Raw genomic sequence first — 25071 nt, forward strand, 5'->3', positions numbered from 1 at the left:
CAATTTGCTATCAAGCAAACACCCTCTCCCAGGTACAATTCAGTCAGTTTGCAACGCGCTTGTTGTTATTTTTATTCTTTCTTAAGGTTTATTGTTATTATTTATTGTTGTTCTTACGGTTTTGGCCACTCATTGCTTTTATTGTCGGCCTCCCCATTATTCTTATTGTGTTTCGCCCGCTTATTGTGAGTAGTTATAGGGCTTTTAACGGTCATTTATTTTTATTGTTGGCCGTTTTCAAATTTTGTACTAAGGGTAAAGCACTTAGTGTGCCAACTTTTAAAAATTGATATAAATCAATAAGTTACAATCTTTACGAAATTTGACGGAACTTTTTTTAAGTCCATTGCGTTACGTAAAGTGCGGCAATTGTTACTTGCAGGGCGTCTTGGGTAACACTTCTTTTGTTACCGATGTGGTAGTTGAGGAGCACAAAGGGACAGCGTGCGGTATACCCACAGTAGAGGGGGAGTATTTAGAGGGGGGGTACCTGGGGGCCGCGGTGAGGGCCTAAGCCCCGAAAGAGGGCATCAGGCCTCTGCAACTGCGCTACGGCGGGTTTTCTTGCGGGGGATGCCCAGTTTTTGACGGCGCTCCCACAGGCATTTGCGGCTGACCCCCAGCTTTTTGGCCAGCTCAGTTTCACTCATAGTGTCTTGATGCTCGATCACGAAGCGGGCGAAGTAATCTTCCAGTGACAAGTCCTCACGGGGGTCTGTGTGCAGGCTTCTGGGGCGAGGAATCTCACCAGTCTCTTCCACAGGCACCAGGTCCAGGTCGATATCCAGTGTCTTGTGGTTAATCTCCCGACTGTCGCGATCGGTGAGGATCACAGCGCGCTGAATAGCGTTTTCCAACTCGCGTACGTTGCCGGGCCATGTGTAGGTCGTAACAGCCTGGATGGCCTCTGGAGATAAGCGGAGCAGGGAGCGCTCTATTTTGGTGCAAAACCTTTCCAGTAGGTGCTCTGCCAGTGCAAGCACGTCTCGTCCACGCTCTCTCAGAGGTGCCAGGGTCATTTGTACGACATTGATACGGTAGTAAAGGTCTTCACGGAACTTGCGCTCTGCCGCTAGTTGACGGAGGTTGCGGTGGGTTGCTGTTACCAGTCGCACATTGACCTTACGTGACTCGATAGAGCCGATAGGGCGTACTTCCCCTTCCTGGATCACCCGAAGAAGGCGAGCCTGGGCTTCCAGGGGAAGCTCGCCAATTTCATCGAGAAACAGAGTGCCTCCATCAGCGGCAGCAACAAGCCCCTCACGGGCACTTTGGGCGCCGGTAAAAGCGCCTTTTTCGTAACCAAATAGCTCTGACTCGATCAACGTTTCGGGAATGGCTGCACAGTTAACAGATATCAGCGGCTTGCCTGCCCGGCGGCTCTCCTCATGAATGGCGCGGGCCACCAGTTCCTTACCGGTACCGGTTTCACCATGTACCAGCACAGTGGCGTCTGTTGGCGCGACCTTGTGGATACGGCTGTAAAGCTCTCGCATCACCTGGCTGCTACCGATCATCCCGGCAATCGTGCCGGTATTATCTTTCTCTGAGGGTGCCTGTGCGCGGCTCTGCTCAGCCTTGCCGATAACTCGCCGCACAGTGGCAATCATCTCATCGTGATCAAAGGGCTTAGCAATATAGTCTGCCGCGCCCATACGCATGGAATCCACCGCAGATCTGAGGCTGGCGTAGCTGGTCATAATCAACACCGGAACTTCGCCAGCATGCTTGAGCAGGTCGGTGCCTGGGGCACCGGGCAGGCGTAGATCGGAGATCACCAAGTCCACTTCATTTACGCGGTATTTGCTCAGGGCCTCGCGTACTGACCCCGCCTCACTGACCTTGTAGCGATGCCGCTCCAGCAGTTTGCGCAGCGCCGTTCGAATAATGGCTTCATCTTCGACGATCAGGATGTGGCTCATGTGTTACGCCTGGTTACAAAATGCTCAATAAGCGCCTAGTTTTACCTGCGCGCCGTTTCTATGCAACTCAAATACTGAGAATTGGTTGCTTTTTGATCAAAAAATATTCAATTTGGCAATCTACGCCTCAACCCGCCAGTGGCAGCTGCACAATAAACTTGGCGCCACGTCCCGTCTCCCGGTTGGCGGGACTCACTAACTCCAGTTGGCCTCCATGCTCTTCAACGATGCTGTATACCATCGCCAGGCCGAGGCCGGTGCCCTCGCCGGGTTCTTTTGTAGTGAAAAATGGCTCGAGTATACGGTCTCGGTGCTTGGCTGAGATACCGGGCCCGTTGTCAGTTACAGAGACACAGGCGCTGCCGTTGTCGATGTAGCCCTCGATCAGAATATGACCGCCATCGGGGCTGGCATCGCGGGCGTTACTGAGCAGGTTGATAAATACCTGGATCAGGCGCTGGTTATCTCCCGGAGCGATCAGGTCCTCAGGTACGGTATTGTCGAAACGCACTTCAGTTTTATCGCGCTGCAGGGACAGAAGGTTTACTGCTTCCTGCACACAGGCATAGAGGTCTACTGGGGCATGCTCGCTCTCCTGACTGCCACTGTGGGAGAAGTTGACCAATGAATGCACTATCCGGCTGATACGCTGGGTTTGACTAAGTATCTGGTCGGCGGTGTCCAGTACTTCTGGGTTGTCACAGTCAAACTGGAGGTTCTGTGCCAGGCAGGCAATGCCGGTCACAGGGTTGCCAACCTCGTGGGCGACTCCGGCAGCGAGGCGCCCTACCGAAGCCAGACGCTCGCTGTGAATCAGCTCCTGTTCCAGTACCTGGGTTTCGGTAATGTCTTCGAGCAATAACATCTGGCCGTCGCCGCGCTCGTTGCGTACACGATCGTTGCGACTGCGCTTCTGGCGCGTCTTGTGTAAATTGAGCCAGTGGCTGTTGCCATCCAGACTCACCTGCTGCTTAAAACGGCTGGCATCAGAGGATTCGGCAAATTCCGCCAGCAGCCCGCGCCAGGGCTCGGCGAGGTACTCCAGCTTGGAGCCGATTACCTCGCCGGCTGCAATACCGGTCAGGTCCTGCATGGCGTAATTCCAAAGCAGTACCTCACCGTCCCGGCCCAGGGAGCAGGCAGCCATGGGCAGCTCTTCCAGCATCTGGCGATGGTAGAGGCGCAGGTTGTTTAGCTCCCCTGCGAGCCCGGTGAGCTGGTGTTTATAGCGCCCCAGGCGCGTTTCTATTAAGTGGATATCCTTGTTAGCCGGTTGATCGCTGTTCTGGAATGGGAAGTGGCGGTCGATAATCTGCCCTGCCAGCACCCGCCCAAGCAGCCCGGAGAGGTTGGCCTCAAGCTTGTTGCGCAGCTGGCGCAGGGCGTAAGGTCGACGCTCATCATCCGGCAGGTCGAGCTGGTTGAGGGCGCGCTTGACCTCTTTATTGGCGGTGGCGGCACCGAGACTCTCCGCAAGACGCAAACGGAAATCTGCTGCGGATTCCACATCGAGACCTAATCGTAACGCTTGAGCAATAGTGTCATCACTACAAAGATCAGCAGCGTATTGCTCCAGGTTACTGGTGCGCGTAAAGAGTGACAGCCCGACAAATAGCAGAATGTTGATGCTGAGGGATAGAGTGGTGATCTGTGTCCAGATCGACATTCCTAGAGGTATCTGAATCGATGTACCGGGCAGAGTGATGCCGGTTAAGTCGAAAATAGACGGCAACATCAGGCCGCAGCCCCAAATCAGCATACCGCCCAGCAGTCCCCCGATAAAGCCGCGCCGGTTGCCGCGTGGCCAGTGAATTACCGCGAATATTCCCGGCAGGAATTGCAATGACCCGATAAACGCCAGTAATGCCAGGTCCGATAGGGAGAGGCGGTTGTTCAACAGAAGGTAGAAGGCAAAGCCGGCAATAAACAGCGCGGCAATCAGCGCACGGCGCAGCCACACCAGCTGGCGATACATATTGTCCTCTGAGTGCCAGCGTGTACCGGGCAGCAGCCAATGATTCATTACCATGGTGGACAATGCCAGGGTAATCATAATGAGCGCGCCGGTGGCAGCGGAGAGACCGCCGATAAAGGCCAGCGTGGTGAGCAGCGCTGAACCACTGGCTCTCGGCACCGCCAGCGAGAAGTACTGCACCGGTTCTGCCACATCCAGGGCGAAGCCCGCCCACATAATCGGAAAGATTGGCAGCGCCATCAGTAGCAGGAACAGCGGGAAGCCCCAGCTGGCGGTACGCAAGGCCTGGCCTGTGGGGCGTTCAGCGATACTGAGATAAAAGATGTGCGGCATGGCCACAGCGGTGGCGATAAATACCAACAGTAAGGTGTGGGAGGAGCCCTGTTCAATGGGGGTGTAAAGCAGCTGTTGCATATCGCTGTTTTCAAGTAGCCACTGGTCGAGCCCCGAGAAACCGCCGAATACACCATAAACGGCATAGCCACCTACCGCAGTGAGAGCAACCAGCTTAACCAGGGATTCCAGCGCCATAGCACTGGCCAGGCCCTCGCCCCGTTCGCGGGTCGCGCCGTACATGCTGGTAAACACCGCCAAAAGCACACAGTAGAAGAAAGCAATGAGGTTCTTGCTGGAAACCCCACTGTCTGGCAAACCGAGCGCGGCAACACTATCCCGGGATAAAAGAGCCAGGGTTTCAGATACCGCCTGTATCTGCAGAGCTACCAGTGGTAACAGTGCCAGTAACATGAACAGGGTGGCGAGAATGCCTACCTGGCGACTGTGGTAGCGAAAAACCAGTAGATCCGCTGGGGAGTACAGTTGGTAGCGCTGGGCAAGCCGCGCTAGCGGCTCTAGAGCTACTGGCGCAAATAAGAACATAGCGCCGGTGCCCAGGTAGTAGGCCAATACGCCATAACCATACTGCCAGGCCAGGTCGACAATACCGTAGAAAGTCCAGGCAGACAGCGAAACCCCCAGGGAGAGGACATAAACGAGTGGGTGGCGTACCCAGCGTGCGGGCAGCCAGCCCTTTGAGGTGGCGAAGGCCACAAAGAACAGAGTGGCAATATAAACGACGCCAATCAGGGCGATATGGGCTATTTCAAAGCTCATTCGATTTGCGTCTCCATTGGATAAAAATCGCCAACAGGATCAAAACGAACCAGAGAATAAAAGGGCGATACCAGGCGCCAACGGGATTGATCATCCAGGTAAAAATGGTGGGTGAAAACACATAGCCCACTAGCACGAGCAGTATTAACAGGGTGCGATTGCTCATAGACAGTCTTGGAAACCCGTTTGGGAAAAGGCATTAATGGTGGCCGGGATCACCTTGGATTTAGGGGCAAGGCGCTATTGGGATATGCGTATATTACCCAAAATGTGGGTGCGGCTGGCGCAAAAATGTTAAATGTCTCAGCAGTTCAGTGCAATTGCCGGTCGCGCTTATCAATTTGGTGTCGTTGCCAACGGGCTGTGGCCCACTTCAGAATATGTTCTGGTTTCTCCTGTCTCAGTGTTTCGGGCACATGGAAACCGAGAAAAATTAATGCGGCGCACAGGTTATCTGCCGCTTTATTGTCATCGATAGCTGGCGCGTGGTTTTGCTTGCTGAGTTTCTGTTTTCCCCCTGGGCCCATTACCAGAGGCAGGTGCCCGAAGACCGGAGGGGTTGTGCCGAGTATGTGGAACAGACGGATCTGTGCGCCAGTGGTATCTAAAAGGTCGGCGCCACGCACCACTTGGGTAACCCCCTGGGCAATATCATCCACCACTACTGCCAGCTGATAGGCGTACAGGCCATCGCGACGCTTCAGGATCGTGTCTTCACGTACCGGTTGGTGTTGTTCCCCGCGCCAGATATCCTCGAATACCTCCTCGTCACCAGCACATTGCAGGCGTAGGGCAGAGGGGCCACTGCCACTGTGTTTGACTCTGCAACCAAGGTTGTCGTGCCCGCCATTTTGGCGGATTTGGCTGCGTGAGCAGTAACAGGGATACAGGAGGTCTTGTTCACGCAGTTGCGCCAGGGTCTCTTCGTACAATCTGTGCCGCTTGCTCTGCCATTCCACGGCACCGTGCCAATGCAGGCCGTGGGTCTCCAGGGAATTCAGGATGCGGGTGGCCGCGCCGGGCTCTTCGCGCGGTGGGTCGAGATCCTCCATTCGGAGCAACCAGTGGCCTCCATGGGACTGGGCATCCAGGTAGCTGCCAAGTGCGCACACCAAAGAGCCAAAGTGCAGGGGGCCGCTTGGGGAGGGAGCGAATCGACCAATATAGGGGTGAGTACTTTTCAAAATGACAGGGGGCGGTCCCGTCGACCGCCCCTTCGCGCCGGGTGCCCCTTAGGGATCACCGGATTTCTATTAGTTATGGATCAGCCTGAAATCTGTCTTTCTTTGATTTCAGCCAGAGTCTTGCAGTCCACACACAGGGTTGCGGTGGGGCGAGCCTCAAGGCGGCGGATTCCAATATCAACCCCGCAAGCTTCACAGAAACCGTAGTCATCCTGGTCAATCAGCTCCAGGGTGGCGTCGATCTTCTTGATCAGTTTGCGCTCGCGATCGCGGGTGCGAAGTTCAAGGCTGAACTCCTCTTCCTGACTGGCGCGATCGGCGGGATCGGGAAAGTTTGCGGCCTCGTCTTTCATGTGGGAAACGGTGCGGTCCACTTCCGCCATCAGTTCGGCCTTCCAGGCTAACAGCAAGTTGCGGAAATGCTCCTGCTGCTTCTCATTCATGTACTCTTCGCCCTTAGTCTCCTTGTAGGGCTCAAAGCCGTGCAGAGAATCGGTGCTCGCAGCAGTTTTGGGCATAGTCGTTGCCTCTCTTTCTATACGGGCCCCCGATAATGGGGGCGATACCACCAAATTCAATCTAGCCTAGACCGGAATCTTTTTGTTTGATGCTTTTTTCACCTGTCAAAAAGCTTGCGGTGGCAGGCTAATCCTTGTTTCCGCCGCCGATACCCCGGCGACCGAGAGCGAGGAAGCTATCAAATCTACGCGATTCGCGCCACAAATAGTTGTCTGCTATTTTGTGGCGCTGAAATGTACAAGAGTGCCAGCCCGTGAAGTTTACCCCCTCGTTGCAAAAGGCAACCCTGTTGCGTCGTTACAAACGTTTTCTCGCAGATGTGGAGTCCTCAGAAGGGGAGGTTTTCACTATTCACTGCCCTAATACCGGCTCCATGAAGAACTGTTGGGTTGAGGGTGGCGCTTGTTGGTATTCGGACTCGGGTAATCCCAAACGCAAGTACCGCCATACTTTAGAGATCACCACCACCCCCGATGGCGCCCTGGCCGGTGTAAATACGGGGCGCTCTAATGCTCTAGTGGAGGAGGCAATACGCTCCGGGGTAATTGGCGAACTCCAAGGCTACGAGTCCCTGCGCCGGGAAGTGCGTTACGGGGATGAGAATAGCCGTATTGATTTTCTGTTGTCCGGTGATCAGGGGGACTGCTATGTGGAGGTTAAGAATGTCACCTTGGCAGATGGGGAGCGCGGTTACTTTCCCGATGCAGTGAGTGCCCGCGGCGCTAAACATTTGCGGGAATTGCAGAAATTGGCTGAAGACGGAGTGCGTGCAGTACTCTTTTATTGTGTTCAGCACAGTGGTATCGAAAGTGTTGAGGCCGCGCGTGAGATTGACCCCGCCTATGCTGACGCCCTCGACAGTGCGGTTTCAGCCGGTGTGCAGGTGCTCGCTTACAAGGCGCAACTAGGCGCCAGTGAAATTGTCCTCGCGCAGGAACTGCCATTTCGCTGAGGGGGTTGATATGAATGGCCGGGCAGGAACGGCCCGGCAAGATAAACCCTACTCCGGCAGCAGGGCGTAGAGGCCGTCCTGGGCGTATTCCACAGGCACAGGTGTCAGTGCATCGCCGGTACAGGGGCCAGCGATACACTCACCGGATTCAATCAGGAACAGAGCCCCGTGAGAGGCACATTGGATCAGGGCCCCATCCGGATCGAGAAACTGGTCTTCCTGCCAGTCGAGGTTGATACCGCGGTGTGGACAGGTGTTTTTATAGGCATAAACCTCCCCCTCTTTCATCACGGCAAAGACATTGTCAGTTCCGGCGGCAGTATCGCCGAGGGAAAAGCCTTTCGACTGTCCCTCGCTCAATTCATCGTAGCGGCACAGGAAGTATTTCTGCATAAAGTCGGCTCTGGGATCTATTATTGCTCTATTGCGGCGCCGCGAGTGTAATCGAGGTGTAGCGTATTGTCCCGTCGCGCATGATACCCAAAGTAATTTCGTCACCTACCTGATGTTTTTCCAGAGCGTTGAGCAGATCGTCGTAGCTGCGGATGGGTTGCTGCTCCACTTCAACAATCACATCCCCCAGCTGCCACCCTCCCTGGCGTGTGCGATAAATGCCTTGTAAGCCCGCTTTCTCTGCGGGAAGCCCCGGGGCTATGCGCAATACGGCTACGCCTTCGAAACCGTAACGACTGCTCCATTGATCCGGTGCGGATTCAATGCCGAGTATGGGGCGAACCAGGCGGCCGTGGGCAATCAGTTCCGGGACGATTTTCTTGACTGTATCCACCGGAATGGCAAACCCAATTCCCACGCTGGTACCGCTGGGGCTGTAAATGGCCGTGTTGACGCCGATCAAGCGCCCGAGGGAATCCAGCAGTGGGCCGCCGGAATTGCCGGGGTTAATGGCAGCATCGGTCTGGATTACATTACGGATGGTGCGATTATTGACAGCTTCAATTTCACGCCCCAGAGCGCTCACCACCCCAGTGGTGAGCGTGGTGTCCAAGCCGAACGGATTGCCGATGGCGAGTACCTTGCGCCCCACCGAGAGGTTGCTGGAAGTACCGGCTACAAGAGGTTTTAATCGCTCTTTAGGCGCTTCAATTTTCAGTACGGCAAGGTCTTTCTCTGGAGCTGAGCCCACCAGCTGGGCAGGCCATTCACTGCGGTCTTGTAGTGTAATGGTAACTTTGCGCGCACCTTCAATTACGTGGAAATTGGTAACCACGTGCCCCAGTTCGTCCCAAATAAAACCACTACCGGCACCTTTGGGTACAGCATGCAGTCGCAGGGTCCTGCGATCGCGCACCAGGGCTTCGTTGGTAACGTAAACCACCGACGGGCTGGCAAAATTGAACACCTGCATGGTGTTGCGCTCATCATCGGTAGCGAAGTCCTGGACTTGTGCATACAGGGGAGATGTGAGGCAGAGGAGCATTAAGGAAAAAATAATTGGCAGAGTTTTTAGCGCTGTCATGGATAGCAGTCTTTCCTTTGTCAATTTGCTGGAAAGTTTACCTCGCCTGAGCCGGGGGCGAAAAGACAGCGACGTTTATGCAAACCTGTACCTGCAGAATCAGTTTATTCACAGGCTTTTTTTTACCAGAATAAAATCTGCACCTGTGGATAATTCGAAACAACAGCGCTTGTGCAGTTGCGTGAAAATCATTTACGGAAATTCTGCAGAACCTGGATGCGATCATCCAGAGGTGGGTGTGTGGCCAGCAGTGCGCCCATGTTGCCAAAGATTCCGAAGGCTTTCATATTGCCAGGCAGTGGCTCTTCGTGGCCCCGCTCGGATTCCACCTTGAGTCTCTGCAGAGCTGCGATCATGGAATTGGGGCTAGCCAGTGTTGCACCTGCGTGGTCTGCCCTGTACTCCCTCCTGCGGCTGAACCAGGCGACGATAATCATGGCAAAGAAACCAAAGACGATATCCATGACGATAGAGGTGATGTAGTAGCCGATTCCCAGTCCCTGCTCGTTGCGCAGGATTACCCGGTCGACAAAAAAACCGACCAGGCGCGCGAAGAACATGACAAAAGTGTTCACGACTCCTTGGATCAGAGCCAGGGTTACCATGTCCCCATTGGCCACGTGTCCAATCTCATGCCCGATAACTGCACGCGCCTCCTCGCGGCTAAAACGCTGTAACAGTCCGGCACTGACAGAAACCAGGGCGTTGTTGCGATTCCAGCCTGTGGCAAAGGCGTTAGCTTGGGGCATGGGGAATATCCCCACGTCTGGCATGCCAATGTTGGCTTTGCGTGAAAGTTCCCGCACTGTCTCTACCAGCCATTGTTCATCGGCACTGCGGGGTTCGGTAATAATCTGGGTGCGGGTGGTCATCCGTGCAATGGTTTTGGAAAGCAGTAGCGAGATGAAAGAGCCGCCAAAACCAAATAGTGCACAGAGAAGTAGTAAGGCGCCGAGGTTCAGGTCAACGCCATTGGCCTGGAGGATACCTCCTATGCCAAAAAGGTTGAAAATAATGCCGACCAGAACCAGGACCGCCAAGTTAGTCAGCAGGAATAGCCCAATGCGTAACATCGGCTCTCTCCATCTAATCGTCTTTGAGTAAGTTTAGATAGGGCGGGGCGTTTTGTGTGACAGTCGGGCGATATGCAATACCATGCCGAGCGCCCTTTCCATCCCCGCAGGGGCTATCCGGGCGTTAAATCGTTGGGAGAAATCTGGGCTGTTCGCGTTAGTCTAAGTTTTGAGTGGCCAGCAGTCGGTCAGCCTCGCTGGCCAGCTTTTGCTTCAGGTCTGGGTCCAGGTCGTTCCAGTGGACGTCCAATAAAGCGCCTTGTAGAGCGTAGAGCATGACTCTGGAGGCATTGATGCCGCGATTGCGAATACTGATAAACGCCTCCACTGGGCCTATGCGGCGCAGGTCTTCATGGGAGCGGATGCCGATAGAGTGCAGGATATTTACAGAGGCCAGGCCCAGGTTTTTCAGTTTCAGTAACTCTGATTGACTCGGGTGCATTCAGTTTTCCCTACAAGGTTTAACGTTCAGTTAATACGATCTCTCCATCGATCGCGGGCTGAACTTAACATAATTTAATTGTCGATCAGTAAACCTAACCATCGGTACCTTTGTGACAGCGCCAATTGCTTTTCCTACAATTCCGGGCTGACCTGCTTATTCCGTATTGCTCTTTGATAGAGTAGGCACCTTGGGTTTGTTCACTTTAGACCGCATTACAAAAATCGCCCGCTTATAGGAGTCAAATGTTATCTGTTCCGCTACAACGTATGCTCTTTGGACTCACCGATGAGCATGTCATCCTCGATCCAACTTCGGGCCAGTTGCTGCACCCCGAGGCCCTGGTGGCCTTCCAGCGCCTGAGACGTGATGCCCGCGAGGCAGGCTTTGATCCCCAGATCGCCTCAGGCTTTCGTAGCTTTGAGCGCCAGCGCACGATCTGGAACGGCAAGGCACAGGGACTCAGGCCGGTGCTCGACAGCGAGGGAGTGGCATTGGAAATTTCCGGATTGCCACCGCGAGAGCTGGTCATGGCCATATTGCGTTGGTCGGCATTGCCAGGTGCTTCCCGCCACCACTGGGGCACCGACTTCGATATGATCGATGCGGCTGCCCTCCCGGAGGGCTACGATGTTCAGCTAACCCCCCAGGAAGTGGCGGACAATGGCATTTTTGGCCCATTTCATCTCTGGCTGGATGAGCGTATTGCCTCCGCGCAGAGCTATGGCTTGTTTCGCCCCTTCGCCACAGATCAGGGGGGGGTGGCCCCTGAGCGCTGGCACCTGAGTTATGCACCGCGTGCGAAGGAATTGCAGGATCTATTGACGATTGAGCGCCTGCAGGAACAGCTGCGCCGCGGTGACCTGGCCCTGTGTGATACCGTGTGTGAGCATCTTGAGGAAATCTATACGCGCTTTGTGTGGATCCCGGATCACTGTTATCCGGAGATTATGCCGCTCTGAGAACGAAGCGGGCGCCGCCTTGTTATGCCCCCGGATTCCCCAGTGGGCGGCGCTTGAAAGGTCCTGCCATTCCTGCCAAGCTTCGCGGGGCTTCAGCCCTTGGCATATACAATTGGGAAGTAACAGGAAAGTGGAAAAGACCGGCGAGGAAATCATTATCGACAGCTCGATCGAGCCCCGTGATGTCTGGAAATCCATGCGTGCGGAGGCCGTTGCCGCTGCCAGTGGTGAACCGATCCTGGCGAGTTATTTCCACAATACTATCCTGCGCCACAAATCGCTGGAGCATGCAATTGCCGACCAGTTGGCTGCTGTGTTGGATCATGATGCGCTGACTGCCACTTCACTGCAGGAAGTTATTGCTTCCGCTCTGGAGAGTGATCCCTCAATCTCCAGTCGGATGCATGCTGATATTTGCGCTTGGTACGATCGTGATCCGGCCTGCGATCAATACCTGACTCCGTTTCTTTATTTCAAAGGTTTCCACGCGCTGCAATCCCACCGAATTGCCCATTGGCTTTGGAAGCAGGGGCGTTTCACCCTGGCTTTGTATTTCCAAAGCCGGGTGTCGGAGCAGTTTTCTGTGGATATTCACCCGGCGGCGAAGTTTGGCGGCGGCATTATGATTGATCATGCGACTGGTCTGGTTGTGGGGGAGACTTGTGTAGTGGGGGACAATGTATCCATCCTCCACTCTGTGACCCTTGGTGGCAGTGGCCGGGGCTCCGGCGATCGCCACCCAAAAATCGGTCACGGAGTGATGATTGGTGCCGGTGCCAAGGTATTAGGGCCTGTGCGGGTGGGAGATGATGTCAAGATTGCTGCTGGCAGCCTGGTATTACACGATGTGCCCGATCACACCACGGTAGCTGGTGTGCCAGCGCGCCAAGTTGGTGGCCGAATTGAGGGAGCTCCTGCCTTTACCATGGACCAGACTCTGGACCCGGATGAATAACACAGGGATTAAGTAATGTCGCAAGCCACCTATAGCTTGGTTTTCCGCGGTGACCTGATCGACGGATTTACTGCGAACGATGTGAAATCCAATATGGCGCGCCTGTTTAAGAGCACCCCGCAGGCAGTGGAGAAACTTTTCAGTGGTCGTCCACTGATCTTGCGAAAAGGCCTCAGCCAAGCCCAGGCAGAGCAGTTTCAAGCCACTTTGGCCAAAATCGGTGCCCAGGTAACCTTGAAGGATGAGAGTGGGATAGCAACCGCCAGGCCCAAAACCATACAGGCACAGGCTGTTCAGCCTGAGGAAACACCTGAATCCGACAGTTCCCCGATACCCAATTGGACGCTTGCGCCCATGGAGGGAAATTTGGTCAAAGATCATGAGCGCAAGCAAGTGGCTGCGGTCGAGGTTTCCACTGACCATATCAGCCTGCGTGCGGCGGAAGGACTTTTGCTTGATAAGAGTGAGCGCGCTGAGGCGGAGGCTGCCCCAGTCAATATTCCCAAGTGGGATCTGGACTAAACATAAATCATTCCCTCTGAGGGAGTCTCCACGCACAAAAAAAACCGGCATAAAGCCGGTTTTTTTGTGCCCAAGAGCCTAGCTAAAGGAAGTGGCTCTCAGCCTTCTTCCTTCAGGTAACGCTCACGAGAGGAAAGCACTTCTTTGCGGGCTTCTTCAGCGTCGGCCCAGCCTTCTACTTTTACCCACTTGCCGGCTTCGAGGGCTTTGTAATTCTCGAAGTAGTGCTCGATTTGCTTGAGCAGCAATTCCGGCAGGTCGCCAATTTCCTGTACGTGATCATACAGCTTGGTCAGCTTGGTGTGAGGTACCGCCAGCAGTTTGGCGTCTACACCGGATTCGTCGGTCATTTTCAGAACGCCGATTACACGGGAGCGGATAACAGAGCCAACCATTACCGGGTAAGGCGCGACAACCAGCACGTCGAGGGGGTCGCCGTCTTCGGATAGGGTTTGAGGCACGTAGCCGTAGTTAGCCGGGTAGAACATCGGAGTGGCAACGAAGCGATCCACAAATACGGCGTCAGAGTCCTTGTCCACCTCGTATTTGATGGGGTCGGAGTTGGCAGGGATCTCGATGATAACGTTGATATCGCTGGGCAGGTCCTTACCTGCGGGGATCTTGTCAAAGCTCATTGCTGGTCCTGAACTGGGTAAAACGAAAAATTTGGAGCGCGGATTATATATGCAGTTCGGCACAGCTGAAAGTCACGCCCCTGGGGAAATATCGGGCGTCAGGATTTGGCTGGCGGGTCTATCCTGTAAGTCATTGATAACAACAACGGGGCAGGGACGGAAATGCTAAAAGCCAGGGAGGTTAAAACCGTTCAGGAGGCCCGTGCGATTGTCGAAGGGCGCGGCCTCAGTCATGTCAAAGTGGGCCTTTTCGATATCGATGGTGTCATGCGCGGCAAATATATGAGCCGCGAAAAGTTTTTCTCTTCCTTGGATAAGGGCTTCTCTTTTTGTGATGTGGTGCTGGGCTGGGATGTAAAAGACCAGCTCTATGACAACGCCCGCTATACCGGTTGGCATACAGGGTATCCGGATGCTCCTGTGCGGATACTTCCAGATAGCTGCCGAGATATTCCCTTTGAAGAGAATATGTTGCTGTTTCTGGCTGAGTTTGATCAGCGGGCCCAGGCAGTATGCCCCCGCGCGGCTTTGCGCCGGGTGGTGGAGCGCTGCCGGGCAGCGGGCTTTGAGCCCTTTGCTGCCCTTGAGTATGAATATTTCCTATTCGATGAAACGCCGCATTCCGTGCGCGAAAAGGGCTTTCGCGATCTGAAGCCTTTCACCCCGGACTGGTTTGGCTACTCAATATTGCGCAACTCTGTGCATTCCGAACTGTACGGGGAAATCCTGGATATGGGGGAGCGCATGGATTTCCCGCTGGAAGGGTTGCATACGGAAACGGGTCCAGGAGTTCTTGAAGCCGCAATTGCAGTGGATAAAGCAGAGGCTGCAGGGGACAAGGCCGCCCTGTTTAAAACATTTATGAAAATCCTGGCTCAACGCATGGGATTAATGGCGACATTTATGTCGCGTTGGTCCAGTGATTACCCCGGACAAAGTGGCCATATCCACCTCTCATTGCGCAGTGCGGACAATGGTGAATCGGCATTTTTTGATAGAAGCCAACCCACAGGGGTCAGCGAAATTATGCGCCAGTTTATTGCTGGCCAACAGCGCCTGATGCCTGAGTTTCTGGCCATGTTGGCGCCCACTGTAAATAGTTACCGTCGCCTGGTACCCGGCTTTTGGGCGCCTACCGGCGCTAATTGGGGAGTTGAGAATCGGACTACAGCGCTGCGCGCTATTCCTGGCAACGGTAAATCGCAGCGAGTGGAATATCGCCTTGGTGCCGCCGATGCCAATCCCTATTTAGCTCTGGCTGCAGCGCTCGGCTCTGGGCTGTATGGCGTGATGCAGCAATGGCAGCCAAGCGATCCTATTGAGGGCAATGCCTATGCACTGACGCCCGGGATCCAGCAAACGTTGCCCGCTACCCTGTGGGATTCAGCCCAGCGTTTCAAAAGCTCTGAAGCTGCTAAGGAGTTGTTTGGCAGTGAATTTGTTGAGCACTTCGCGGCCAGTCGCGAATGGGAAGAGCGTGAATATCGCCGTCATGTGACTGACTGGGAGCTGGATAGGTATTTCGAAATAATCTGATTTAAGCCATTCACATCTGTACTTTAATTGGGCAGTTGCCCGTCTTTTTGAAAGCGTAACCCAGTTGTCTTTCCTTCACTGGTAGGAAACCGGTGAAAATTAATTAAAGGGATTTCCAATATGCACCACCTGCGATGTATTTCCCCTGTAGATAACAGCGTGTACCTGGAAAGAGCGCTGGCTGGCGAAGCTGAAATTCGTGTGGCTTTGGATCGAGCGGCATCGGCCCAGCGGGCCTGGCGCCTAACCCCTCTCATCGAACGTATCGCTATTGTACACCGCGCAGTGGAATTTTTTGCGGAGCGCAGAGATCGTCTGGCTGAGGAAATTTGTTGGATGATGGGAAGGCCAATACGTTTCGCCCCCGGGGAAATTGATGGTTTTGCCGAGCGCGCTTCAGCCATGGCAGATATTGCGGAAGAGGCCCTCGCAGATATCCAGCTGTCAGCCAAGCCGGGGTTTTCCCGGTTTATTCGTCGCGAACCGCTGGGTATTTCCCTTGTAATTGCCCCTTGGAATTACCCTTACCTGACGGCTGTAAATGCAGTGGTGCCGTCAATATTGGCGGGCAATGCTGTAATTTTGAAGCACTCTGCGCAAACTCCTCTCTGTGCAGAGCGAATGGTTGAGGCGTTTAGAGAGGCAGGACTACCCTACGGGGTATTTCAGTTTCTACACCTGAATCACGCTTACACCCAAAGGTTGGCATGCGCGGAGGAAATCCAGCACATCGCTTTTACGGGTTCGGTAGAAGCCGGGGCAAACTTGGAGCGCACCGTAGCAGGCCGCTTTATTCAGGTGGGTTTGGAGCTGGGAGGTAAAGATCCTGCCTATGTACGGGAAGATGCGGATCTTCAGCTGGCGGTGGAGACAATTGTAGATGGCGCATTTTTTAATTCAGGTCAATCCTGCTGCGGCATTGAACGTGTTTATGTTCAAGAAAAACTATTCGACGAATTTGTAGAGCGTGCCGTCGCTCTGGTTGGCAAATATCAGCTTGGCCGCCCGGATGATCCGGACACCACACTAGGCCCCCTCGTTCGTGCAGAAGCCGCTGATCGAGTACGTGTACAAATAGACGAAGCTGTGGCCGAGGGCGCCAAGACGCACCTGAGCACCAGTGACTTCACGCTGGATAAACGCGGTACCCAGTATTTGGCACCACAGTTATTGACTGGAGTACGCCAAAAAATGCGCCTGATGCGTGAGGAGTCTTTTGGACCGGTATTGGGGGTGCAAAAAGTGCATGATGATGGCGAGGCTCTAGAATTTATGAATAACAGCCAGTTTGGCCTCACCGCAGCAATTTTTTCACAGGATGAAGAGGTCGCCCTGGCAATTGGGGATCATTTACAGGTAGGCACAGTTTTCCTTAATCGGTGTGATTACCTGGACCCAGAGTTGGCCTGGACTGGGGTAAAGCGGTCCGGAAGGGGGTGTACTTTGTCCCGGGTTGGATTTGAGCAGTTAACTAGACCCAAGTCCTTCCATTTTAAAATTTAAGGCTAGGGAACCGTTAAAGAGGGAATTTCTGTGAGGTTGATTAAAAGTTGTGTTGCAGGGTTACTTTTACTCAATTCATTGGTGCTAAAAGCGGAACCTTATCTTTATAAAAATATTACTTTAGATGTTCCCGGTGAGTGGTCAAGGTACGAAGACCCTTACAACAAGATAGGAATTCAATTTCGACAGAAAGGCACCGGTAACTTGATGGCCTACATTCTGAGAGAGGGATTATTAAAAGATGGTGGCGATCCTGACGTATTTTTAGAACAACATCCATTGGAACATCCGGTTTCTTCAGTGCAGATTGGTAATTATTCCGGTTATTTCGTCACTTTTAAATCGAAAGGAAAGTGTATGGCAAACTGGTTTTTGGGCGATGGAATCGATTTACTGGTTGCACACTTTCAAAGTGACTGTAATTCGGTGGATTTCTCGCCGGTAATCGAAGTGGTTAAATCTATCACAATGAAAGTTCACACCGTTGAATAGTTAGTGAGTTATAAGTTACATAGAGTGGGTATTTGGGTGGAGGTGTTGAGGTGAAGTACATACATTGTTGCATAGTATTGTCATTTTTTTCTCCGTTATTGATTAGTGCCGCGGAATACGAGCTAGAAAATTATTCAATAGACCTCCCGGAAAAGTGGTACATACAGACGGTTGATGGAGAAATGGGCATGGAGCTAAGGAAACGGTGTAGCAATGCGCAACTGAAAATAGGGTTTTCTCAAGGGATAACTGCACAGCAACAAACTGAAACTTTCCTAAATGACTACGACGAGGGTGAGGCAGCCCTTACCGCAATTCAACTGGGACAATTTTCCGGCTATTTTCTGAGCTATGAAGATGAAGGGATGTGTGGAGAGATTTGGTCTATGGCAAATGGTGAGGATCATTTTGGAATAGGGTACTGGGAAGATTGTAACTCGATAAACCGTACATTGATTTTTAATCTGGTTAACTCAATAAAGCCCCGTTTACAGGTTGCAGATTAGCTGTTTTCAGAAAGTCATTGAGGGCATTGGCTGGACTGGATAAATAGAGAGGCAAATGTGGATAAATACCGGGTAAACTGGAATTTCCCTACCAATATTTGGGTTGGACCCGGGCGAATAGCGGATCTTGCCAAGGCCTGTGCTGAATTGAATATACAGCGCCCCTTAGTGGTGACAGATCCCGGTCTTGCCACTATGCCACTGATTGAGCGTGCCTATACTCCCTGTCGGGAAAATAGCCTAGAACTAGAAGTTTTCTCAGCGATAAAAGGCAACCCTAATAGTGAGAATATTGATCAAGGCGTCGAAATTTTAAGGAGTAAAAATTGCGATGGAGTCATTGCCTTTGGTGGTGGCTCAGCGATTGATGCCGGCAAGGCAATCGCGTTAATGGCCAGGCAGAGCCGGCCCATTTGGGAATTCGAGGATATTGGTGATAATTACAAGCGTGTCGATCCTAATGGTATGGTGCCAGTGATTGCAGTACCTACCACTGCTGGAACAGGCTCGGAGGTAGGGCGTGTAGCAGTGATTACCGATGAAGCTGCGCAAATTAAACGCTTGATTTTCCACCCTAATATCTTGCCGGATATTGTGATTCTCGATGCCGAACTTACCTTGGGATTGCCACCAGAAATTACCGCGGCGACTGGGATGGACGCCCTCTCTCACAACTTGGAATCCTATTACTCACCTATGTATCACCCTATGGCTGAGGGAATTGCCCTACAGGGTATGCGCCTGATTAAAAGTTACCTTCCACGGGCCTATATGATAGGCACTGAATTAAAAGCACGTCAGCAGATGCTGGTTGCCTCCTGTATGGGGGCCACAGCCTTCCAGCGTGGTTTGGGTGCGATCCATGCACTCGCCCATCCACTTGGTGGCCTTTACGATAAACATCACGGCTTACTCAATGCCATATTGATGCCCTATGTCCTTGTAGCGAACAGGCCAGCCATAGAGGTTCCCATGGGACAATTGGCACTCTCATTGCAATTGACCGGGAAAGATATGTTTGAGAGCGGCTTTGATGCAGTGCTTAACTGGGTTATTGGCCTGCGTAAGCAGCTGGGTATTCCTCATACTTTGGAAGAAATTGGTATTGGTAGCGATGATGCCGATAAGATTGGACGTATGGCTGCAGAAGATCCGTCTGCAGCCAGTAATCCCATGTCTTTTAACGCAGTGGAATATCGCGAAATTTTCCTGCGTGCCTGCCAGGGCAGTGTCACACTGTAAGAGTTTCACCCTGTAAGCCGACAGAAGATTACCTATCAATAGAATTGTCCACAGGAATTAGTTATGCGCGGCGTCTTTACTCTGTTTATTCTCCTGGCTGCCACCCTGGGATATGCCCAGGATTCCCCAAATATCCGTACCGCTATTTTTGCCGGTGGTTGTTTCTGGTGTATGGAACCACCCTATGACAAAGTCAATGGCGTGCTGGAAACCACCTCAGGTTACAGCGGTGGTCACGTGAAAAATCCCACTTATGATCAGGTCTCCGCTGGTGGTACCGGTCATGCTGAGGTGGTTCAGGTTAAGTATGATGCTAACAAAGTGAGTTACTCGGATTTACTCAATATCTTCTGGCACAATGTGGACCCATTTGATGCTGGTGGACAGTTCTGTGATCGGGGTGACCAGTATCGCGCTGAAATTTTCTACGGCAATGAAGAAGAGAAACAACTGGCTGAGGAAAGTAAGAAGAAAGTAGAGGCCGAGCTGGGTAAGAAAGTGGTGACCCAGATAAAACCCGCAGCTATATTTTATCCTGCGGAAGCTTACCATCAGGATTATTACCAGCGTAATCCACTGCGTTATAAGTACTACCGATTCCGTTGTGGGCGAGATCAGCGACTGGAGGAAGTCTGGGGCAAAGCGCCCGGTTAATCAGGCTGGTGCAGTATTTAATTACTTTCTCTATAGTGGTTTCTTTAACCCTGTATCGAAGCGTGCCTGTAGGGCTTCAGTCTTGGTAAAGGCATGAAAAAAATACAGCCTGGGATATTGCAAGAAGGGGAAGTCTTGGGCTCTGCAGCTGGCTTTCCTGTTCTTTACCGATATATTGCTGCGGAAAAATCCAAACCTTTAATGGTGTTCATACCGGGTAACTCTCATCTGGCACGTATCTTCTATGGCTGCCCTGAGGCCAGGGAAGAGGATTTTATCAGTTACTGGGTTCATCGCTCAGGCCATCCCTTCCTGGCTGTCTCTTTCCCAATTGCCAATAAGGTTTTTGATGGCTTCTATCCCAGCTTTACGATTGCCGATTGGGGAAAGCAAGTCGCTGAAGTGATTGATGAGGTGGTTTCTAGGAATAACTTACAACGTGAGGTGATCGTTTGCGGCTGGAGTATGGGGTGTAAGATTGCCGGAGCTCTTGGGAAGGAGGTTATTGGAAAGAAGATTTCAATTGCGATGTTTGTCGCAATGTCTGGAGATCCTGCAGTTCCCGGCTTTATGCCAAAGGCTAATTCAGAAAATATCACCATGACACCCGAGGGCTTAGCCAATCGAGAATGTCTATATCCTTGGTTTTTTCAAGCTTTGGAAGATCAAGGTAAATATAATGGCCATCCTATTCTAAAGAAAGAAGTCTATCGAGAGCGTATGCTGGGCGCTACACCAGTAGGCCTGATTGGCACCGGTTTAATGTATAAGAAAAACCGCTTTATTGATGATATTCAAGGAAGCATCCAGTCAGCTAATACTTTTGGTTATGAAGATTATCCTTTTCCTGTAGTTATCCACGGAGATTCACTTTGTGATGCGGAAAACGTACTGCTAAATACAGCCGACTGGGCATTTATTAGAAGTCGAGTTTTAATTAGGGAAGTGCTAAGAGATAAGAGTTTTAAGGAGCTTTCTCTAACACGTTGGGAAGAACTAAAGCGCTTAGTTAAGACTTCTGAAAACTATCTCTCAGAGTCCCTTCCGGGAGGCCATTTTTTCTTTTTGGGTAAAACTGGGGCGAGATCAACCATTGATAAAATTCTGCTGCTTTCTAAGCGAATGCGAAATCTTTTAGAATTGCGAAGTGTCTAACTTAGTCTCATCACTTACTATATTTTCTTCTAATTTTAGTTTGATTTTCCTGGAGTGCAGACTGATTACAATATTTTCGATAGTGTTTCTTAGCTTAAAAATCGCTCTTATTCGAAGTTTATGTCGTTGTGTTATGTTTAATTTAAGTGTTTACACCTGTGTATCTTCCATTTTCTGAAATATCGGGTCTAGCTTGATGGTTCTGTTATCTTTGTGAGGTATTCGTCAGTTTTAAGTTATTTTTCTGGATCTACTCAATTAAAAAATAATCGAATTAAAATCAGGTATGATGATGGAATCAATATAATTTTAGATTAAATGTAAAAAAGGATGCTGGGAAAATGAATATTCGATCTAATTTTAAATTTATATTGTTAGCTGCAGGGTTGGTTTGCGCCAGTCAATCAAAGGCTGCAGGTGTGGGTGTTGATAGGGTCTATCTCGTCAGTCCTTCTGGGACTTATATGAAGACCAATGATGAGGGTATTGGCTTGCCCGAAGTGGTTGATACAAAGACGGAAGCTGATAGGTATGATCTTAATTTACACTTCAAGGGATTCGGAAATAATAATCAAAATTGCTTGGAAGATAAAGACATAATTAAGATCAAACAGTATCTGGCAGATCAAATATTATTTGTTGTAGATGAAAAAGAGCCTCTGATAGACACTGCCGAATTTTATGATGACTTACCAAAAACGAGTGGAGAGATATCAGATTTATTCTATATCGTTAGCGATACAAGCGGCTGTATAGGTGTAAACAGTACTGTTAAGCTTTCGGCAGTTCCACTCTCCGGCGATTACTATATTTATTTCCCTGACGTCAATCCCAGTGCCCGCTGGACCTGGGTTGATCAGAGTGAAAGCGGCACAGAAATTACGCTTATCAGATAATTTTTTTAAAAATTTTTTATGTGCTATTTGGCAGGTATCAATAGATATCTGTCTTTAAGAGTAGTTTTGTAGTATTAGTTTGTTCTAGCTAAAGTAGCGGCTTATCAAATGGGGTACTTTATCCTCATGTTGTATTTTTAACGAATTTTTTTCTACGGATTAATTATGTGAATGATAAAGTGAGGAGTTGAGCCTGGCCAGATATCATTTTAACCAAGTTTAAATCTAATTGATGGTTAGAGCGTTGTGATATCTTTTCTAAAGATATCTATAAGTATCAATATATAAAATAAAGGAATCAGTGCGAGTAATGCAAAATGTAATGCCAGTATATCGTTTTCTTTACTGATGGCTCCTTCAGAAAATAAAATTATTTCCAAGATGAAAAATAAGACAAAAAGTAGGCGTTTATCCAGGTTAGATATGGATTCAAACACCTTGGAACCAAGCAGCCAGTAATGCCAGGATTTGTATTTCAAAGCATCAAAAAGATAGTAGAGGCCACAGGTTAAGCTCACTAACGTTGTGAGTAGTAGCTCAAACACCCAGGCCGGGGGCTTGCCAGGTGCTGGGGGCCAAATATTGGTTACTCCGAATTCGGTAAAGGAAAGAATGGCGAATAGCCCGGTGGTCAATAGAACAATAGGGAAACGAAAAACTAATATGACCATGCAGATTGCAGCAGAGACTTCGAAAACCCTTTGAATGGGCATAAAAATATTGGCATGTTCTGCAACCCAGGCTAATGCGTTGCGAAACCATAACGGGGTGTTTCCGTACTCTACATAGGAGTTTACCAGTCCCCTATAGCCCTCTACGGTAAACCAGTTCAGTAAGCTGTCTTCATAAACCTGGAAAATCAACATAACACCAATGGTGATGGTGAACAGGTTAATCCAACGCCCTACCAGCAGATTGGATTGTTGTGTCTGTGCGACTACGCGATATCGGTCTAAAAATTTCGAAAGTATTGCTAGGATGGCAATGGTGATACTGGATAATAGGCTGGCTAGAAGTATGTGATTGCCGCCATTGCGCGACATCAAAAATATCGCAAACAGCACGCTAGATGCCACAATCACCCAGAGGCACCAGGACAAAAAGCTTATATCGGGTGCCAGAATACCGCCCAATAGACGCTGGTAATAGGGCGTTGGATGAGATGAGGGGTGATCGGATGGTTTCTGAATATTTGGGGTGAGGCTATAGCTGCTTACCGCTAAGACTAATGCATACAACGCCGGTGATAAAAATTCAAAGAACCAGCTATTTTCGCCCATATAAGTAAAGCCCCATAATACTATGAAGCTCAGAAACATGAGTAGGGCGCCTAGGGGCATTAATATCCGTAATATTAAGAGTGCCCCGGCAAGTAGAATGGCAAAATGCAGTGAGTAGGTCAGGCTGGTGATGTGCGGGGTGAAAAATATGGCTAAAGATTGAATGGCTGTGGGGGCTTTTTCTGTTCGAATAAGCTGCTCTAATGCGGCTGCAAAGGCCTGCGGTGCCACCTCGCCATTAAGGTAGCGCATAATGACCAGTTGGATACAGGCGGCGCCTAAAAAGAGGCTTATCATAGCTAGCCATGCAGTTGACGAGGTTGCCGTTTTTGTTTGGCTAGTATCTGAAGTTTGGCTGGAATTGTGCATAAATCCTATCCTAGTTGAATTCGATTCCCATAGATCAATACTTGTGCCAAAAAAAGTTCGCTATTTCAGCGTGTATCTATCCCAGTTGTTGTCTTTATCGGCAATAGGAGGGTGTGGATAACTTCAGGCTAGGGTTGATCAGGCATGTGCAGGGTGAGTGTGCATAGGAGGTGCACTAACAGTATTTTCTATTGGTCATAGCATAGAAATGCTGTTGCCAATAATAGTGATATTGAAAGTTTGCTAGCTGGATGAGTTTGTCAAAAAACGCTGCAGAAGATCTATACAGTCCTCTCGCTGCTGTTTACTGGTATTGGCAAACCCTAATACCAGGCCATGGTTCAAGGATTTGTCGGGATAGAAAAAAGAAAGTGGAGTGCTACCGATGCGGTGTTCGGCTAATTGCTTTGACAGTTCTAGGTCATTCCTGCCGGGCGTGGCGAGTACCACGTGCATTCCGGCACTACTTGCGATGAGTTGCGCCAGGGGTTCAAGTTTATGTCGTGCCAAATCGCAAAAATGCAGCCATTTTTCCCGATAGTTGATGCGCATTTTACGCAGGTGTCGTACGAAATGTCCCTCTTCAATAAAGTCGGCAACTATGGCCTGGGAAAGAAGAGGTGAGTGACCAGATAGCATCTCTTTGGCGTGGTTAAATACCTGTATCACTGATTTGGGAACCACCATATAGCCCAGACGAATACCGGGCTGAAGAATTTTGCTAAAGCTGCCCATATAAAGTACAGGTGTGTCCTCCGCCATTCCTTGCAGCGCTGCCACGGGTTTGTGTACAAATGAGAATTCGCTGTCGTAGTCATCCTCCAATATCCAGGCTTCAGAGCTTGCTGCCCAGTCCAGCAGCCTTAAGCGGTCACTGGCAGGCATTACTCCACCCATCGGATATTGGTGTGTAGGGGTGGTATAGAGAAGCTTGGCGGTGTGATTGCGCTTTGTCAGTGATTCTACATCCAGAGAGCCATTTTTTAGTCCTGCCAAATGGAGGTCTGCGCCGGCAGATTGAAAAGCGATGCGTGCCCGTCGGTAGCCGGGGTTTTCCATGGTTACGGTATCCCCCGGATTTAGTATGACTTGTGCACAGAGACTCAAGGACTCCTGGGCACCGTTAGTAATAATGATTTGCTCGGCGCTACAGCGGACTCCCCGGGAGTTACGTAAGTATTCTGCCAATGCCTGTCTTAATGGCTGATAGCCCTGACTGGGGCCATAGCCGATGAGTGCTGTTCTGTCTTGATGCCGCCGATAGAGGCGATTCCATAGATGAAAAGGAAAGCTATCGAGATCCGGTAATCCCGGTGTAAAGGGCAATAGCTTCTCCCTGACAAGCGGTGCATTTCTTAACGATTCCCCGAAAGTTGACAGCTGTGGTGGATGATCAGTATCCGATTGCCAGCTCATTCGCTGGGGGGCTTCCACATGTGGCGGCAGTGATGCACAGACAAACACGCCTTGACCAGATCTACTGGTGAGGAAGCCTTCGGCCTTTAACTGTTCCAATACCTGCGTAATGGTATTGCGACTCACTCCCAGAGACGCCGACATTCTGCGGGAAGATGGCAATTTACTGCCGGTGCTCAACCGACCACTGCAAATGCGCTGTACAAGCATTCGATACAGCTGGGCCTGTAGTGGTTGGGCCCGATCCAGGGTTAGGTCAGTGAAGTCTGGAACACTCAAAACTGGCACCAT

Annotated in this window: 24 protein-coding genes; 12 read left to right on the forward strand and 12 right to left on the reverse strand. The window is 51.0% G+C overall.

Features of this window, described 5'->3' with window-relative positions; genetic code table 11:
- Positions 1 to 530: 530 nt before the first annotated feature.
- From ACJJIP_RS03040 to dksA, 5 genes are all read right to left on the reverse strand, one after another.
- Entirely contained in the window at positions 531 to 1922 is a 1392-nt protein-coding gene (locus ACJJIP_RS03040) for a sigma-54-dependent transcriptional regulator (RefSeq protein WP_020412417.1), read from the reverse strand.
- 127 nt (positions 1923 to 2049) lie between these two features.
- The gene (locus ACJJIP_RS03045) at positions 2050 to 5010 is read right to left on the reverse strand and encodes an ATP-binding protein (protein WP_020412418.1); all 2961 of its coding nucleotides are present in this window, start codon (positions 5008 to 5010) and stop codon (positions 2050 to 2052) included.
- Positions 5000 to 5176, reverse strand: a complete 177-nt coding sequence (locus ACJJIP_RS03050) for a hypothetical protein (protein WP_169337099.1) — start codon at positions 5174 to 5176, stop codon at positions 5000 to 5002. The genes ACJJIP_RS03045 and ACJJIP_RS03050 overlap by 11 nt, the downstream gene beginning before the upstream one ends.
- Before the next feature lie 145 nt (positions 5177 to 5321).
- Positions 5322 to 6194 carry a tRNA glutamyl-Q(34) synthetase GluQRS gene (gene gluQRS / locus ACJJIP_RS03055; protein ID WP_444946195.1) on the reverse strand — a complete coding sequence of 291 codons (873 nt, stop codon included), beginning with the start codon at positions 6192 to 6194 and terminating at the stop codon, positions 5322 to 5324.
- Between the two features lie 80 nt (positions 6195 to 6274).
- Positions 6275 to 6712 carry an RNA polymerase-binding protein DksA gene (dksA, locus tag ACJJIP_RS03060; RefSeq protein WP_020412421.1) on the reverse strand — a complete coding sequence of 146 codons (438 nt, stop codon included), beginning with the start codon at positions 6710 to 6712 and terminating at the stop codon, positions 6275 to 6277.
- Positions 6713 to 6966: 254 nt separating this feature from the next.
- On the opposite strand from dksA, the gene sfsA reads away from it, so the two are divergent.
- Entirely contained in the window at positions 6967 to 7665 is a 699-nt protein-coding gene (gene sfsA, locus ACJJIP_RS03065) for a DNA/RNA nuclease SfsA (RefSeq protein WP_020412422.1), read from the forward strand.
- A 48-nt stretch (positions 7666 to 7713) separates the two neighbouring features.
- On the opposite strand, the gene ACJJIP_RS03070 is transcribed toward sfsA, so the two are convergent.
- The 4 genes from ACJJIP_RS03070 to ACJJIP_RS03085 all read right to left on the reverse strand — a co-directional run bounded on the left by ACJJIP_RS03070 (position 7714) and on the right by ACJJIP_RS03085 (position 10657).
- Positions 7714 to 8058: a Rieske (2Fe-2S) protein gene (locus ACJJIP_RS03070; protein ID WP_020412423.1), complete on the reverse strand. Its 345-nt coding sequence runs from the start codon at positions 8056 to 8058 to the stop codon at positions 7714 to 7716.
- 28 nt (positions 8059 to 8086) lie between these two features.
- A complete protein-coding gene (locus ACJJIP_RS03075) occupies positions 8087 to 9142 on the reverse strand; it encodes a S1C family serine protease (protein WP_444946196.1) in 1056 nt (351 codons plus the stop codon).
- 188 nt (positions 9143 to 9330) lie between these two features.
- The gene (gene htpX, locus ACJJIP_RS03080) at positions 9331 to 10215 is read right to left on the reverse strand and encodes a protease HtpX (RefSeq protein ID WP_020412425.1); all 885 of its coding nucleotides are present in this window, start codon (positions 10213 to 10215) and stop codon (positions 9331 to 9333) included.
- A 157-nt stretch (positions 10216 to 10372) separates the two neighbouring features.
- A complete protein-coding gene (locus ACJJIP_RS03085; RefSeq protein WP_020412426.1) occupies positions 10373 to 10657 on the reverse strand; it encodes a TfoX/Sxy family protein in 285 nt (94 codons plus the stop codon).
- A 245-nt stretch (positions 10658 to 10902) separates the two neighbouring features.
- Here ACJJIP_RS03085 and ACJJIP_RS03090 point away from each other — a divergent pair, with 245 nt between their 5' ends.
- From ACJJIP_RS03090 to ACJJIP_RS03100, 3 genes are all read left to right on the forward strand, one after another.
- Positions 10903 to 11619, forward strand: coding sequence for a M15 family metallopeptidase (locus ACJJIP_RS03090; protein ID WP_157533404.1), 717 nt, complete (start codon positions 10903 to 10905; stop codon positions 11617 to 11619).
- Between the two features lie 130 nt (positions 11620 to 11749).
- Positions 11750 to 12574, forward strand: a complete 825-nt coding sequence (gene cysE / locus ACJJIP_RS03095; RefSeq protein ID WP_444946197.1) for a serine O-acetyltransferase — start codon at positions 11750 to 11752, stop codon at positions 12572 to 12574.
- A 15-nt stretch (positions 12575 to 12589) separates the two neighbouring features.
- A complete protein-coding gene (locus ACJJIP_RS03100; protein WP_444946198.1) occupies positions 12590 to 13096 on the forward strand; it encodes a hypothetical protein in 507 nt (168 codons plus the stop codon).
- 98 nt (positions 13097 to 13194) lie between these two features.
- Here the strand turns inward: ACJJIP_RS03100 and ppa are convergent, their stop codons facing one another.
- Positions 13195 to 13731, reverse strand: coding sequence for an inorganic diphosphatase (gene ppa / locus ACJJIP_RS03105; RefSeq protein WP_020412430.1), 537 nt, complete (start codon positions 13729 to 13731; stop codon positions 13195 to 13197).
- 162 nt (positions 13732 to 13893) lie between these two features.
- Between ppa and ACJJIP_RS03110 the strand changes: the two genes are divergently transcribed.
- From ACJJIP_RS03110 to ACJJIP_RS03145, 8 genes are all read left to right on the forward strand, one after another.
- Positions 13894 to 15267, forward strand: a complete 1374-nt coding sequence (locus tag ACJJIP_RS03110) for a glutamine synthetase family protein (RefSeq protein WP_353375960.1) — start codon at positions 13894 to 13896, stop codon at positions 15265 to 15267.
- A 120-nt stretch (positions 15268 to 15387) separates the two neighbouring features.
- The gene (locus ACJJIP_RS03115) at positions 15388 to 16770 is read left to right on the forward strand and encodes an aldehyde dehydrogenase family protein (protein ID WP_444946199.1); all 1383 of its coding nucleotides are present in this window, start codon (positions 15388 to 15390) and stop codon (positions 16768 to 16770) included.
- A 30-nt stretch (positions 16771 to 16800) separates the two neighbouring features.
- Positions 16801 to 17262, forward strand: a complete 462-nt coding sequence (locus tag ACJJIP_RS03120) for a hypothetical protein (RefSeq protein ID WP_444946200.1) — start codon at positions 16801 to 16803, stop codon at positions 17260 to 17262.
- Between the two features lie 50 nt (positions 17263 to 17312).
- Complete coding sequence (locus ACJJIP_RS03125) at positions 17313 to 17768, forward strand: hypothetical protein (protein WP_020412434.1); 456 nt, start codon at positions 17313 to 17315, stop codon at positions 17766 to 17768.
- A 57-nt stretch (positions 17769 to 17825) separates the two neighbouring features.
- Positions 17826 to 19010 carry an iron-containing alcohol dehydrogenase gene (locus ACJJIP_RS03130; RefSeq protein WP_444946201.1) on the forward strand — a complete coding sequence of 395 codons (1185 nt, stop codon included), beginning with the start codon at positions 17826 to 17828 and terminating at the stop codon, positions 19008 to 19010.
- 63 nt (positions 19011 to 19073) lie between these two features.
- Positions 19074 to 19664, forward strand: coding sequence for a peptide-methionine (S)-S-oxide reductase MsrA (gene msrA / locus ACJJIP_RS03135; RefSeq protein ID WP_444946202.1), 591 nt, complete (start codon positions 19074 to 19076; stop codon positions 19662 to 19664).
- 93 nt (positions 19665 to 19757) lie between these two features.
- Positions 19758 to 20819 carry an alpha/beta fold hydrolase gene (locus tag ACJJIP_RS03140; protein ID WP_444946203.1) on the forward strand — a complete coding sequence of 354 codons (1062 nt, stop codon included), beginning with the start codon at positions 19758 to 19760 and terminating at the stop codon, positions 20817 to 20819.
- A gap of 341 nt (positions 20820 to 21160) precedes the next feature.
- Complete coding sequence (locus ACJJIP_RS03145; RefSeq protein ID WP_444946204.1) at positions 21161 to 21715, forward strand: hypothetical protein; 555 nt, start codon at positions 21161 to 21163, stop codon at positions 21713 to 21715.
- 236 nt (positions 21716 to 21951) lie between these two features.
- Here the strand turns inward: ACJJIP_RS03145 and ACJJIP_RS03150 are convergent, their stop codons facing one another.
- On the reverse strand, positions 21952 to 23364 hold the full coding sequence (locus tag ACJJIP_RS03150) for a hypothetical protein (protein ID WP_444946205.1): 1413 nt from the start codon (positions 23362 to 23364) through the stop codon (positions 21952 to 21954).
- A gap of 243 nt (positions 23365 to 23607) precedes the next feature.
- Positions 23608 to 25059, reverse strand: coding sequence for a MocR-like pyridoxine biosynthesis transcription factor PdxR (gene pdxR, locus ACJJIP_RS03155; protein ID WP_444946206.1), 1452 nt, complete (start codon positions 25057 to 25059; stop codon positions 23608 to 23610).
- Positions 25060 to 25071 lie beyond the last annotated feature (12 nt).

Source organism: Microbulbifer variabilis (assembly GCF_052467165.1).